At 67.0% G+C, this 14,571-nt stretch carries 7 protein-coding genes; all 7 read left to right on the top strand.

Annotation, left to right across the window (positions count from 1 at the left end; genetic code table 11):
* The 7 genes from ACQP1G_RS26875 (at position 1) to ACQP1G_RS26845 (ending at position 14,570) form a co-directional block, all read left to right on the top strand.
* Entirely contained in the window at positions 1 to 6,030 is a 6,030-nt protein-coding gene (locus ACQP1G_RS26875; protein ID WP_433192333.1) for an aminotransferase class III-fold pyridoxal phosphate-dependent enzyme, read from the top strand.
* On the top strand, positions 6,027 to 6,923 hold the full coding sequence (locus tag ACQP1G_RS26870; protein ID WP_433192332.1) for a hypothetical protein: 897 nt from the start codon (positions 6,027 to 6,029) through the stop codon (positions 6,921 to 6,923). The genes ACQP1G_RS26875 and ACQP1G_RS26870 overlap by 4 nt, the downstream gene beginning before the upstream one ends.
* The gene (locus ACQP1G_RS26865; RefSeq protein WP_433192331.1) at positions 6,920 to 7,174 is read left to right on the top strand and encodes an acyl carrier protein; all 255 of its coding nucleotides are present in this window, start codon (positions 6,920 to 6,922) and stop codon (positions 7,172 to 7,174) included. The genes ACQP1G_RS26870 and ACQP1G_RS26865 overlap by 4 nt, the downstream gene beginning before the upstream one ends.
* Complete coding sequence (locus ACQP1G_RS26860) at positions 7,171 to 8,892, top strand: fatty acyl-AMP ligase (protein ID WP_433192330.1); 1,722 nt, start codon at positions 7,171 to 7,173, stop codon at positions 8,890 to 8,892. Before ACQP1G_RS26865 ends, ACQP1G_RS26860 begins: the two co-directional genes overlap by 4 nt.
* Before the next feature lie 76 nt (positions 8,893 to 8,968).
* On the top strand, positions 8,969 to 10,372 hold the full coding sequence (locus ACQP1G_RS26855; RefSeq protein WP_433192329.1) for a cytochrome P450: 1,404 nt from the start codon (positions 8,969 to 8,971) through the stop codon (positions 10,370 to 10,372).
* A gap of 158 nt (positions 10,373 to 10,530) precedes the next feature.
* Positions 10,531 to 13,242 (top strand): PEP/pyruvate-binding domain-containing protein, encoded by a 2,712-nt coding sequence (locus ACQP1G_RS26850; protein ID WP_433192328.1) that lies wholly within the window; start codon positions 10,531 to 10,533, stop codon positions 13,240 to 13,242.
* A complete protein-coding gene (locus ACQP1G_RS26845) occupies positions 13,239 to 14,570 on the top strand; it encodes an aminotransferase class I/II-fold pyridoxal phosphate-dependent enzyme (RefSeq protein WP_433192327.1) in 1,332 nt (443 codons plus the stop codon). The genes ACQP1G_RS26850 and ACQP1G_RS26845 overlap by 4 nt, the downstream gene beginning before the upstream one ends.
* Position 14,571 lies beyond the last annotated feature (1 nt).

The raw sequence follows: 14,571 nt of genomic DNA, 5'->3' as shown, positions 1-14,571 counted from the left end.
GTGTCCGCGAGCGTTCTGTTTCCGGAACAAATAAATACCGGCGCCATTGTTTCCGAACACGAATTATTTGATGATTTCGCTCGGCACAACCGTCCGGGGCTGGCTCGGCTGCTACGTGCCTGCCATCTGGATCTCGTGTATGTGGGCGCCGAAAGTGACCACCTGATCCGTCCGGATGGCGCGCGGGTACTGGATCTGGTCGGCGGTTTCGGCGCGGCGCTGTTCGGACACAACCATCCGGCGCTGGTGCGGGTGGCCACCGCGCGGCTCAACCAGCAGACCCCGTTCGTCGCCCAGGGCAGTGTCCGGCCCGGGGCCGCGCGGCTGGCACGACGGCTCTCGGCATCGGTGGCGGCCAGCACCGGCCGCGAGTACGTGGTGACCTTCGGATCCACCGGTGCAGACGCGGTCGAGGCGGCGATCCGACATGCGGCCGTGGCACACGCGCGCACACTCGGTGAGCTGGAGACCGAACTGCGCCGCACACTGCGTCGGGTTCGGCGCGACGGTCTGCACGATGTGCGTCCGATCACCGTGGCCGACAACGGATCCGGCGCTCCCGACGACGATGGCCGTTCGGTCACGGAGATGCTCACCGCAGCACTGCGCGAGATCGACGAACTACGCCGTCGCGGACCGGTTTTCGTCTCGTTGACCGGCGCCTTCCACGGTAAGACCGCCGGTGCGTTCGCCCTCACCGAACAGGCCGACACCCCGGCGGATCTGGTGGTGCCCGGTCCGGAACGGCGCAGGCTCGAGACCTGGGAGCCGAATGCGGTCGCCGAGGCGTTTGCCGAGGAACTGCGGCCGGTATGCCGGATCACTTTCGACGGAACGGGTCGGCCGGTGCGGTCGTCGATCCGGATCTCGCCGATCGCGGCGGTATTCGCCGAGCCGATCCAGGGCGAGGGCGGTGTCCGCGAGGTTCCGGCGGCGACCTTGCGCGCGCTGCGCGAGTTGGCCGATCTGCACTCGGCGGCACTGGTTTTCGATGAGATCCAGTCGGGTATGGGCCGCACCGGAACCTTCCTCGCCTCGGCACCATCCGGGGTCGGCGCGGACTACTATCTGCTCTCGAAATCGCTGGGCGGTGGACTGGTCAAGATCTCCGCCCTGCTGGTCGACCGGCAGCACTCGATCGCCGATTTCGGCCGCTACCACACCTCGACCTTCGCCGACGACGACCTGTCCTGCGCGGTCGCCGATGCGGCACTGGACCTGCTGCGGGACAACCAGATCCGCATCTCGGACACCGGCGCGCGACTGCGATCCCGGCTCGACGCGGTGGCGTGCCGCTGGCCGAAGGAGATCGTCGCCGTGCGCGGCCGCGGACTGCTGCACGGCATCGAACTGTCACCGCTGGAACCGGCATCCGCACTCCTGCGCGAGATCTGCGATCCGGAGATGTTCGGGTACGTGGTGGCGGGCTATCTGCTGCACACCCACCAGATCCGTATGCTGCCAACACTTTCCGCGCCGACCACACTGCGCATCCAGCCCTCGGCCTTCCTCGCCGACGCGGAACTGGACCGGTTAGCGGCGGCGCTCGACGATCTGGCCGCACTGCTGCATCGCGGCGACTACCCGCGACTGCTCGCGCACCTGGCCGCACCGGTCACTACGAATTGGCCGGTGCCGGAACGCAAGTCTCCGTCTCGGCGGCGCACCCACGAGGTTGCGCGCGACTGGAACGCACCGACCAGGGTGGTCTTCCTCGCCAATCTGCCCGACGCGGCGGACCTGCGCCGATTCGCGCCGGAACTGGCCGAATGGTCCGACGGCCAGTTCGCCGCGCTGTTCGAACGGCTGCGCGGGGTGGCCGAACCCTTCGAACTGACCAGACAGATCGTCACGTCGCCGGCCGGCGCCGCGGTCGAGGTATGTCTGATCGCGGTGCCGATCTCGGCGGAGCAGATCATCGAATGCCAGCGCGCCGGACATCGGGCCTGGCTGCGCGATCTGGTGCTCGAGGCGGTGGAGCAGGCGATCGCCTTGGGCGCCACCGTGATCGGGCTCGGCGGCTACACCTCGATCGTCACCAACGCCGCGCGCGATGTCGTGGAGGATACCGTCAAGGTGACGTCGGGCAATTCGCTCACCGCGGCCTGCGCCTACGAGGTCGTCCGTGCCGAACTCGCCCGGCTCGAACCGGGGCAGCGGCGGGTCGGCATCCTCGGCGCGCTCGGCAATATCGGCGCGGTGATGGCGGAACTGCTAGCGCCGCACGCGGACTCGGTGACCCTGGTCGGGCGCGCCGGATCGGCGTCGCGGCTGAAGCAAGTCGCATCGTCGCTGCCAGCAGCGGTGACGGTCAGTGAGGATCTGACCGCGCTGCGTGCCTGCCGCATCGTGCTCACCGCCACCAATTCGGCCGTGCCCGTGGTCACCGCCGAGCGGCTGGCCGACGACCATCCGGTGCTCGTGGTCGATCTCGCGGTCCCCGGCGATGTGGATCCCGCGGTGTCCGATCAACCGAATATCACTCTGGTCTCCGGCGGGCGCATGGCGCTGCCGCTCGGCCAGACACCCCCGTTTCCCGAAACCGGGTTGCCCGCCGGGGTCGTCTACGCGTGCATGGCCGAAACCGTTCTGCTCGGTTTCGAACCGCGCACCGCGAGTCCCTCCTACGGCGGCCTGACCGCGGCAGGTGTGCGTGCCGCGCGCGATCTGGCCGCACGTCACGATGTGCGCCCGGTTCTGCTTCCGACAGGAGCTCCCACCGTGTCCGAAACTCCCACTGCCGCCACTGCCGCCCCGATGTTCCTCGGCGCGGCCGATTTCGCACCGGACCGCGCCGGTGGCAAGGCGGCCACGCTGCACGAATTGATCGTCGCCGGATTCGAGGTCCCGCCCGGCTTCGTCGTCACCGCCGATCTCGATCTGGCCGAGGTCTCCGATGCGGACCTGAGTGGCTGGGTGCGCGCACTGGGCGGATTCCCGGTTGCCGCGCGCTCGAGCGGCGTGCTCGAAGACCTCGACGATGCCAGCTTCGCCGGTCAATACGAGTCCTATCTCGACATCACCGATGTCGCGGCACTGCGCGGATATATCGACCAGTGCCGCGAGTCGGTGCATAACGAGCGAGTTCGCGCCTACCTCGCCCGGCACGGGTACCACGAGGCGGGCGCCTCGGTGGCCGTGCTGGTGCAGCGCATGGTCGACGCCCGTTGTGCCGGAGTAGGTTTCAGTATCGACGCGCTCACCGGCGTCGAGGACAACGCGGTCGTCGAAGCGTGCAACGGCCTCGGCGAGCGACTCGTCTCCGGACATGTCACACCGACCAGGTACACGCTGCGGCTGTTCGACGGTTCGGTGGTCGAGCGTGCGGCAGGCGATGAGGATGTGCGGCTCGATCCCGGCGCGACCACTGAACTGGCCGCGCTGATGCTCGCGGTGCAGGCACACCGGCACCGTCCGCAGGACATCGAATGGGCCATCGACGGTGACGGGAAGCTGTGGCTGCTGCAGGCGCGCGCCATCACCGCGATCACCTGGCGCACCGATATCGACCAGTTCTCCGATGCCGATCTGCGCGACGGCGGTGTTTCGGCGCGCGTCTGCACGCCGATGATGTTCTCGCTGTACGACAACGCCTTCCAGTACTCGATGCAACAGTTCTTCGAGCGGTTGAAACTCGCCGAACCCGGTGTGGAGCCGGACTGGATGGCCATGTACTACGGCCGCGCCTACTGGAATGTCAGCGCGGTGAAGCAGTGCTTCTTCCGTATTCCCGGCTTCGACGAACAGCACTTCGACGACGACCTCGGGGTGCTCAACGACTACGGTCCCGACGGACCGCATCGCACCCCGACGAATGCGAAGACGATCGCCAGGGCGCTGCCGGCGGCGCTGGCGGTGCAGAAGAGCTACCAGGATCAGTTGGCCGCGGTCGAGGTGTTCGCGGTGCAGTGGCCAGCGAAGTACGCGGTGTGGCGCAAGCGGGTTCGTGAACTGGCGCAGACCGACGAGGCCACCTTCGTCGCCGATCTGGCGGACTGCCTGCTGACCTTCCACGCCGCCACCGAGCGCACCTACTTCACTACCATCTACAACAACTCCAGCGTGCAGACCGACTTCAAACAGCTGCTCGACAAGGTCGACGCCATGACCGGCGGGACCACTTCGGCCATCGACCTGATGGGCGGGCTCGCCGATATCAGCCATATGCAGCTGCAGCGTGGCATCGTCGAATTGCACCGGGTGGCACGCGATCACGGTCTCGACAGTCCTGAATGGACCAAGGCCATCGAAACCTTCCTGGACGAGCAGGGTTTCCATGCCGACGCGGAACTGGATCTCACCAGCCCGCGCTGGTCGGAGGCGCCCGAGCGGGTGCGATCGATGATCGCGGTCATGCTCGAACACGGCACCCCGCCCGCGAATCCCGATGTGACGCTGGTGGATCAGCGTAAACGCTACGAGGACGAGTTGGCAGCGGTGCGTGCGCGGGTGCGGGCCAAACCGCTGGCACGGGTGAAACACGCCAAGGCGTTGGACAAGCAGATCGAGCGGATGCGCCGGTATCTGGTCGCCCGCGAACGCATGCGGGAATTCTCCTCGCAGTGCTATGCCATCGTGCGCGCGTATGTCGTCGAGGCCGGGGTGCGGCTCGCCACGGCGGGCACGCTCGAACATGCCGATGATGTCTTCCAGCTGTCCATCCACGAACTGACCGACTTGGCGGCCGGGCGAGTGCGAATCGCGACGCTCGCGCCCCAGATCGCTTATCGCCGTGCGGTTTACGCGGGCTACCGGGATCTGGTGCCGCCCCATGAGCTCGGCGGTGGCGTCACGGTGGGTGCGGTCCGCGAGATCGGCGACGGCGATCTGACCGGACTCGGATGCAGTCCCGGTGTCGCCGAGGGCACCGCCCGGGTGATCACTTCGCTGGCCGATATCGACCAGTTGCGCGAGGGCGACATTCTCGTTACCCGGTTCACCGACCCGGGGTGGACGCCCGCGCTCGGGCTGGTGGCCGCCGTGGTGACCGAGGTCGGCGGGATGCTCTCGCATGCCGCGGTCATCGGGCGGGAGTACGGAATTCCGGCTGTGCTCAATGTCGCGGGTGCGACGACGGCGGTGCGCTCGGGACAGCGGATCCGGGTCGACGGCGGTGCCGGAGTCGTCAGTGTGCTGGAGACGGCGGTCGCATCCGAGGCAGCGCCGGTCGCACGGTCGTCCGATAAGGCCGACCACGAGCAAGGACCCGATACCAGCGCAGCGACCGTCGCGGAACCGGAGCCATCGCGAGAGCGTCCGCGGCCGGTACCCGGCGAACCACCGATCCCGGAGCCGGATGAGCCCGCGCCTGCGCGTGCGGTGCCGTTGCGGCCCGTTGAGCCCGAGCAACAACCCCAGCCCCCGGAGCATCCGCGCCCGGCGGCCAGCAGAACGGATGAACCACTGACCGCACGCAAGCGCCTGATCTGCATCGCCGGTGCCGACGGATCGGGTAAGACGACCCAGGTGGCCCGCATCGCCGCGGAATTCGAGGCGCAAGGTCACAGCGTTGCCGCCGTGACCATTTGGGATGCGTTCCTCGACCCGAAGGTTTCCTCGAAACTGCCCTGGCGCAGTCCGGCCGAGATCTACGGCTACCTGAAGCTGCTGTCCCCGCTGAGCCGCGCGCACTTCCTGTTCCACGCCATGCAGCTGTCCTTCGATCTGGCCGCCGAGCGCGGTGCGGACATCCTGCTGGCGAATGCCTACTGGTACAAGTACTTCGCCACCGAAGTCGCCCACGGCGGCGATGCGACGGTGCTGCGCAAGCTGGCGGCGGGCTTCCCGGAACCCGACCGCACCTTCTACCTCTCGGTGAGTCCGCAGGATGCCCTGGGGCGCAAGCAGTTGCGCAGCGACTACGAAAGCGGCTACGGCGACGAGGAGACCTTCCTGGCGTTCCAGCGCCGCAGCCACGACGCACTGGAGGCATTGTCGGAGGAGTTCGGCTGGATCCGCCTGGACGGCACCGCGGCGCCCGCCGATATCACCAAGGCCGTACTCGCCCAATTGCGGGAGGACGACCGGTGACCACGGAAACGGCGCGCAGCGATTCGATGGGGCGCGGTGGTCGGGCGATAAGCGGGACCCGTCGCGTCGCGATCGTCGGCATCGACGGCGCTGGCAAATCATCGGTCATGGCGCGACTGCGCGAATTGGCACCGGCCACCGGCTCGTTCGCCTCGATGACCTGCCCGGACTTCCACAACACCAGCAATGTGCCGCTGACCGAGCTGTCCAGGCAGCTCAAGGCATTCAGCGTCGGATGCGACGAAATCGCCGGTCTGGAGATGAAAGCCACGGCGATGTATCTGCAGATGACGCTGTTCGGCCCGGTGGAGCGGCATTTCCTGAGCACCTGGTCGCCGGATGTGCTGGTGTTCGAACGGCATCCACTGATCGAACTGCTCGTCTACGGACCGCTGTATGTCGCACTGGCCCGCCCGGAATGGAACGGTCACGACCGGGCCGCGGCGATCGCGGCCGTTCTGGAACGCCACCAGCCCGGCACCTTCGATGACATCTTGGCCTGGCACCGGTCCGAATCCACACGCCTCGGCAGTTCTCCGGATATCTGGGACCTGCTCTCGGAGATCGCGGATCTGGTGCGCCGGGACGTGACCGAATCGGTCCCCGGCTTCGCCGACCGCTTCCGCACCACACTGCCGGATGCCGTGCTCTGGCTCGACGTTCCGCCTGAGCAGGCCGCGGCGCGGTGCGCGCAACGTTCGGGGGACGGGCCCAAGGAAGCCCATGAAACAGCAGAGCGGCTCGCAGCCCTGCGTGACGGTTATCTCCAGGTACGCGACACCCTCGCGGCGGCCTTCCCGGAAGTGGGATTCCACCGCATCGACACCGGCGACGGCGTCGACCTCGAAGAGTCGGTGCGCGCCTGCGTGACGGAAGGGAAGTTACTCGGGTGAGTACACAGGCACATACCCCGGCCACCGAGATCGAGGCGCGGGTGCGCGCGATTGTCGGCGAGGTGCTGTGGGTTTCGGCGGACGATATCGATGCTTCCGCCCAACTGATCGACTACGGACTGGATTCGCCGACGGCCATCGAACTGACCATTCAGCTGGAGCAGGCGTTCGGCATCGTCATCCCGGAAGACGCGGCGGCACAGTTGAATACCGTCGGCGAGATCGTGCGGTACGTGCGGGGTGAGCAATGACAGCGCTGACTCCCCGGCATCCGACGATCGTGCACGCGCTGCTGGCCAATGCCGGTCGCGGTGCGGCCGGCCCCTCGACGATCTTCGTTCCAGAGCGTGGCGGCGATAGTTCCGGCCGCGAAACCGCTTGGCGCCATGATGATCTTGCCGCGGCTGCGGCACGCACCGCGGCCGCGTTGTCCGCCGAGGGTGTCGAGCCGGGGGATCGGGTGATGCTGTGCCTACCCACCTCCCCGGAGTTCGTCACCGCATTCTTCGGCGCGCTGCTACTGGGTGCGGTGCCGACCGCGGTGGCGACGCCGGGTGGCTTCGGTTCGGCGGATATCTTCCGGGACAAATTCACTCGGCTGCTCGCCTATCTGGAACCCGCGGCGGTGGTCGCGACCCCGTCGGTGCTCGCAGGGGGAGCACTGCCGGACGCCGTGGCCGCCATCGACGGCGATGTGCTGCACGCCTGGGCCTGTGCACCGGATGCGCCCACGTTGGCCCCCAGACTTCCCGAACCCGGAGATCTGGCCTTTATCCAGGCGACCTCCGGGTCGACCGGAACACCGAAGGGCGTGCAGATCACCCACGCGAATCTCGCGGCCAACTGCGAACAGATCGCCATGGCCGCATCGATGGGGCCGGGCGATACCTGGGTCGGCTGGTTGCCGCTGCACCACGATATGGGGCTGATCGGCGGATTCCTGACACCGGTGTTCCGTGGCTTCGATGCGGTGCTGATGCCGCCGAGCCGATTCCTGCGCAGTCCGGGGGATTGGCTGCGCGCGGTCAGCCGGTATCGCGGAACCATCACGGCGGCACCGAATTTCGCGTACGGATATGCCGCGGCCCGAATTACCGACGCCGAGCTCGACGGCGTCGACCTGTCGAGCTGGCGGTTCCTGTTCTGCGGCGCGGAGCCCATCCATCCGCCGACCGTGCAGTACTTCGTCGACCGGTTCGCGGCCCGGGGACTGCCGAAGGACGCGCTGGTCCCGTGCTACGGAATGGCCGAGGCCTCCCTCGCGGTCACCGTGAACCGCCCGCACGCGCCGGTCGCCTACGACTCGGTATCGCGGCGTGCGCTCACCGGAGACGGTGTGGCCTTCGATATTCCGGAGGACGACAGCGACGCGTTGCACATCGTCGATTGCGGCGCACCGCTGCCCGGCACCGAAGTACGCATCGTGGCCGAGGACGGCGCGATCTGCGGCGCGGATGTCATCGGCCGCATCCAATTCCGCGGCCCCTCCATGACCATCGGCTACTTCCGGCTGCCCGGCGAGACCGCGGCCGCCACCCACGACGGCTGGTGGGACACCGGCGATATCGGCTACCTGCGTGACGGTCGATTGCGCATTACCGGCAGGCATAAGGACCTGATCATCATCCGCGGTGCGAACTACCTGCCGACCGACTTCGAGCTCGCCGCACAGGAAGTCGCGGGTGTTCGACTGGGCGGCGTCGCCGCGGTCGGTCATGCCGATACCCATGGGCTTTCCGAAGAACTGCACCTGATCGTCGAATCCGGTGCGGACACCACCGAACACGATGCGCTGCGGCGGGCCGTGCGCGTCGCGGTGAGCAAGCGCACGGGTGTGTTGCCAGCCGGTGTTCGGGTGGTGCCGCCGCGTAGCATCCCGAAGACCACCAGCGGCAAGGTCCAGCGCGCGGAGGCCCGGCGGCTGTTCCTGGTCGAGGACGATCTGGTCGGTGCCGGGGGAGCGGCATGAGCGAACGCAGTGAGCGCACCGTCAACACCGCTGTGACCACAGTTATGGCAGAGCCGCGCGTCAGCGAGGCGCAGCCATGAGTGTGCAGCCGAAGCTTCGCGGCCGTCGACTCGGCGGTCCGACGCTGCGACATCCCCTTGGCGCGTATCCGGATTACCGCGCTGATCCGCTCGCGCTGTTCTACGAGCAGGCCGTGGACCAGGGCGGCAGCGTCCGGCTGCGCTTGGTGCACCAACAACTGCACCTGCTGGTCGAACCGGACCATATCAACCAGGTGCTGGTCACCAATGCGGCCAAATACGAGAAGGGGATCAGCTACCAGAGCCTGAACTATCTGCTCGGACCCGGCCTGCTCACCAGCGGCGGCGAACTGTGGAGACGGCAGCGCGCCTTGATCAAACCGGCCTTCGCGCGCCGGCATGTCGATACCGAGATTCCACTGATGCAACAGTGCGCGCAGCGGATGCTCGACCGTCTCGATGCGCACGCGGCGACCGGCGCGGCCTTCGATCTCGTGCCCGAGGTGATGGGTTTCGCAGCCGATGTGGTGTGCCGTGCCGTCATGGGCTCCGATATCGACGGCGTGTTGCCGCAGATCGAAGACGATGTGCGTGAGGGTGTTTCGTGGGTGATGCGGCATATGTCGGCCCCCATCCAGGTGCCGCCGAGCGTGCCGACTCCGGCCAATCGGCGCTTCCAGGGTGTACTCGAACGGCTGCACCGTGTGGTGGACAGCGTGATTCAGCGGCATCGGAATGCCGAGACCGACACCACCTCTTTGCTGACCCGGCTGCTCGCGGCCCGCGACGACGCCGGGCACGCCATGGACGACGAGCAACTGCGCCACGAGGTGCTCACCTTCCTGCTCGCCGGACACGAGACCACCGGCGGCGCGATGGCGTGGACGATCTACGAACTGTGCCGCAACCCAGCGGTTCTCACCCGCGTGCGTAATGAGATCGATGTCGCGCTCGCACTTGCCGACGGCGTCGGCCCGGCGCTGCCCGCGCTGGAACTGACCGGTCGTGCGATCGATGAGGCGATGCGCCTGCACCCACCCGCGTGGGCGTTCAGCCGCACCGCACTGGAGCCGGACAGCTTCGACCGCTTCGATCTGCGACCGGGCGCGATCGTGGTGATCAGCCCGTTCGTGAATCACCGTTTCCCGGAATTCTGGGATTCCCCGCTGACGTTCGATCCCGACCGGTTCACCAAGGAACAGAACAAGGCCCGCCCGCCGTTCCGCTACTTCCCGTTCGGCTGGGGCGCACATCTGTGCGTCGGCCAGCATATGGCGCTGATGGAGGTACGGGTCGGCATCGCGATGCTGTTGGCCCGCTACGACATCGAACTCGTCAACGGCATGCGGGTGCGGGAGAACCCGGAGATATCCAATACCCCCGATCCGGTACTCGTGCGGCTCACCCGGCGTGCGCCCGCGGTTCCGACGGCCGAGACCATGCAGGAGGCCGCGCAATGAGTACAGCATCGCGAAGCGATTCGGTGAGGGGTGGTGGCCGGGTGACGGGTGGGCGTACAGCATCGCGAAGCGATTCGGTGGGGGGTGGTGGCCGGGTGACGGGTGGGCGTAGCGCATCGCGAAGCGATTCGGTGCGGCCCGAACCCACCCTCGGCGTGATGGTCAGTGATATCGCACTGGCCGCCGATCCCACGATGACGACCCAGGTGGGCGCGAAGGCGGCGAATCTCGGCAGGTTGGTGGCGGCCGGATACCGGGTGCCGCCGTTCGTGGTGCTGAGTTCCGCCGCCTGCGCTCGCACCCTCGAACCGATCCGCGAATCCATTGCCGCGGTATTGAATTCGCTCGACCACACCGATCCGGCATCGCTGCGTACGGTGTCGGCGGAGATTCGCGCGATCATTCTCGCCACGGCGATACCCGCGGATATCCGAGCCGACCTCGACGTCGAGGTGAGTGAAATCGTCGATCGCGCAGCGCGATCCGGCAGTCGACTGGCCGTACGCTCGTCGGTGAGCGGCGAGGATTCCGCGACCGACTCCTTCGCGGGTCAACTCGATACGTTGCTGAATGTCGCGCCCTCGGACGTATCCGCGGCGGTGCTGGAAGTTCTCGCCTCCGCCTACTCGGAGCGGTCGTTGTTCTACCGCGCCCATCGCGGTTTGGACAATGCCGCGATCGACTGCGCCGTCCTGGTTCAGGTACTGATCGACAGTGCGGTCTCCGGTGTCGTCTTCAGCTGCAACCCCCAGACCGGCGATCCGGCCGAAGCCGTCGTCTCGGCGGCGCTCGGCCTCGGGGAGGGCGTGGTCGCCGGAACCGTCGAGTGTGACACCTATTTCGTCGACACCGCCGCGCGCACCATCGTGTCCCGGTCGGTCGCGGAGAAGCAGAGCAGAGTCGTGGTGGCCGCCGATCGTTCCGGCACGGTCATCGAACCGATCGACGCTGTCACCGATCAAGCTCTCACCGATGCCGAGGTCGTCGAACTCGTCGACACCGCGACGGCATTGGCCGAAACCTTCGGCACCCCACAGGATGTCGAATGGGCCCATGATGCTGCCGGGGTGCTCTACCTGCTCCAGGCCCGCCCGATCACCGCGACGGGCGCGCGCGAAACCATCTTCGACAATGTCAATGTCGCCGAGTCCTATCCCGGCCTGTCCAGCCCGCTGACCTTTTCCATCCTGCGCAATGCCTACGAGCAGGTATTCCGAGCCTGCCATAAGGACTTCGGCGCCACCGACGCGATCGTCGACCGCAATGCCGCAAGCCTGTACCCGTATCTCGTCGGCACCGCACACGGTCGCATCTACTACAACATCAGCAACTGGTACCGGCTGTTCCTGCAGATTCCCGGTATGGAGTTCGCGATCGAGGGCTGGGAGGCGGCTCTCAATATCGAGAACCGCTACCAGCGGCCCGCGGCACCGAAACGCGGTATGGCACGGGCGAAGATGTATCTGCTGCGGCTGCGCATCGCCGCCATCATCACCGTTGGCTGGTTGCGCCTGCCGCGCCGACTGCGCGCGTTCTTCACCGAACTGCAGTCCTTCACCGCCGACCTCGACCATCGGCTCGCCCCGGAAACATCGGAGCGGGAACGTGATCCGGAGGCGCTGCTGGAGTGGATGGAGCGCTGCCTGCACGAACTCGTGCCCGCCTACGCGGTGCAGATCTTCAACGACTTCCTGGCTCAGCAGATGTTCCACGTCGTCGGGCTGCTGCTGGAACGCGAAGGTCTCACCGAGACGGCCGCCATCACGCTGCGCAACGAATTGTTCTGCGGCGAAGAGGGGGTCGACAGCGTCGATCCGGTGCGCTCTGCACTTGCCCTGACCGACACGGTGCGGTCCGATGCCGCACTACGCGAACTAGTCGAGGGGCCGCTCGAGCCGCATGAAGTGTGGAAAGCCCTGGCACAAACCGGATTCGCCGATTTCCGTGCCGCCTGCCTGCGTCATATCACGCTGTTCGGCGACCGCACCGTCGACGAGCTGAAGCTGGAAACCGACCCGCTGGGCGAACATCCGGAGCGGCTGGTGCCGATGCTGCGTAACTACCTGCGTGGCGGTCAGAATATCGACGAGATGGCGGCGCGCGAGAAGCTCATTCGGCGCGACGCGGAGCATACCGCGGCGGCCCTGTTCCGTGGAAAGTTCCTACAGCGCATGGCATTCCGGTTCGCGCTGGGTCGCGCGCGCGAGCATGTGAAGCAGCGCGAGAACATGCGACTCGGCCGCAGCCGCTCGTTCGGCCTGGTGAAGCGCGTGTTCCGCGAGTACGGCAGGCAGCTGCACGCGGCGGGATTGCTCGACGATCCACGCGATATCTTCTGGCTCACCTACGAGGAGATCGCGGCACTGACCCGGGGCACCGCCGTCGATACCGATGCCGCGCGCACGGTCGCCACCCGCAAACACGACCACGAGCGGTGGCGCACCGAGGAGTTGCCGACGCGGATCGTCACCGCGGGTATCGCGGCCGTCGGCATCAACGATCCGTCCTTCGAACATCCGGCCCCGACCGTCGATTCCGGCAATGTGCTGCACGGAATCGGCTGCGCGCCGGGCCGAGTCGAAGCCCCGGCGCTGGTGCTGACCACACCGGAACCGGATGTGGTCATCGACGGCCAGATCCTGGTAGCCGCCAGTACCGATCCCGGTTGGGTCTTCCTGATGGTGGCCGCCGGGGGACTGGTCAGCGAGAAGGGCAGTCCGCTCTCGCACACCGCAATTATCGGCCGTGAACTCGGCATTCCCACCGTCGTCGGCGTCCCTGGCGTCACCCGCTCGGTCGCCAGCGGGGATGTGCTGATTCTCGACGGCAAGGCCGGAACCGTAACTATTGTTCAGGAACGCAGCTCATGACTTCCACCGCGGCCGTCCCGCACCAGACCAGCGCCGGGCACGGCGAGAACTTCAGCCTCGAACACTATCTCGATCCCGCCGCGCATACCTTCGAACAGCGCTTCGCGGAGTTCCGGCCCTATGTTGCGAATGCGCGTGGCACCGGGTTCGTCCTGCGTGAGATCACCGGACCGGCGGGACCGGTCGTGCAGGTTCGTGATCCCGACGGCGGCGCGGTCCGCGACCTGATCATGCTGGGCTCGAACAACTACCTGGGGCTCGGCAACGAACCCGAGATCGTCGAGGCCGCCGTCCGTGCCGTCCGCGAATTCGGTGTCGGCCACGGTGGGCCGCCGCTGTTGAACGGCACCACCTCGGTGCATCGGCAGCTGGAGGAACGCCTCGCCGAGACCAAGGGCTGCGAATCCGCGCTGGTCTTCTCCTCCGGCTATGCCGCCAATGTGGGCTGGGTGACCGGTCTGCTGCGCAAGGGCGACATCCTGCTGTACGACGAGCAGAGCCACGCCAGCCTCTACGACGGCATTCAACTCGGGCGGGTCCGCTCGATGGCCTTCGACCACAATGACCTTCGGCATCTGCGGCACCGGCTGATGCAGATCCGCTGGCGCAATCCGGGCGCGAATATTGTGGTCGCCGTCGAGGGCGTGTACTCGATGGACGGCGATATCGCTCCGCTGCCGGACATCAGGGCACTGTGCGATTCGTTCGGGGCCTGGCTGGCCATCGATGACGCGCACGGCACCGGTGTGCTCGGTGCGAAAGGCCATGGCACCGCAGAGCATTTCGGCATGGGGCCCGGGTCGGTCGAGCTGTACATGGGCACGTTCTCGAAGGTGTTCGCGACCACCGGCGGCTTCGTCGCCGGCTCGAAGGACCTGGTCGACACGCTGCGCTTCTTCGCACGTTCGTACATGTTCTCGGCAGCGCTGGCGCCCGCGGTCGTCGCCTCGGTGCTCGCCGCCATCGATTTCATCGACGCGCACCCCGAGCGCGTCCGGCAATTGCACGACAATGTCGAGTATTTCGTGCGGGAACTGCGCCGGATGGGCTTCGCGGTCGATCCGCAGACCGCGATCATTCCGATCCTGGTGCCGCAGCGTCTGGCTGTCGCCGAGGTGGTGGCGGCGCTGCATGCCGAGGGGGTCTTCGTCAATGGCGTCGAATTCCCGGCGGTGCCACGCGAACAGCAGCGGCTGCGAGTCAGCATGATGGCCACCCTCAGCCGGGAGCAGCTGGATTTCGCGCTGGAGAAGATCTCGGCCGTCGCGCGCCGCTTCGCCTTCCACCCCGAACAAATCGGCACCACCGAATACGAAGGATTGCGCTGAT

Source organism: Nocardia sp. CA-107356 (assembly GCF_050946365.1).
GTDB lineage: Bacteria > Actinomycetota > Actinomycetes > Mycobacteriales > Mycobacteriaceae > Nocardia.
Note: the sequence above shows the minus strand (reverse complement) of the source record. Positions and strands in the feature narration are given on the sequence as shown.

Coding starts and splice junctions, on each gene's coding strand:
- ACQP1G_RS26860 (WP_433192330.1), top strand. CDS start 7,171: ATGACAGCGCTGACTCCCCGGCATCCGACGATCGTGCACGCGCTGCTG.
- ACQP1G_RS26855 (WP_433192329.1), top strand. CDS start 8,969: ATGAGTGTGCAGCCGAAGCTTCGCGGCCGTCGACTCGGCGGTCCGACG.
- ACQP1G_RS26850 (WP_433192328.1), top strand. CDS start 10,531: ATGGTCAGTGATATCGCACTGGCCGCCGATCCCACGATGACGACCCAG.
- ACQP1G_RS26845 (WP_433192327.1), top strand. CDS start 13,239: ATGACTTCCACCGCGGCCGTCCCGCACCAGACCAGCGCCGGGCACGGC.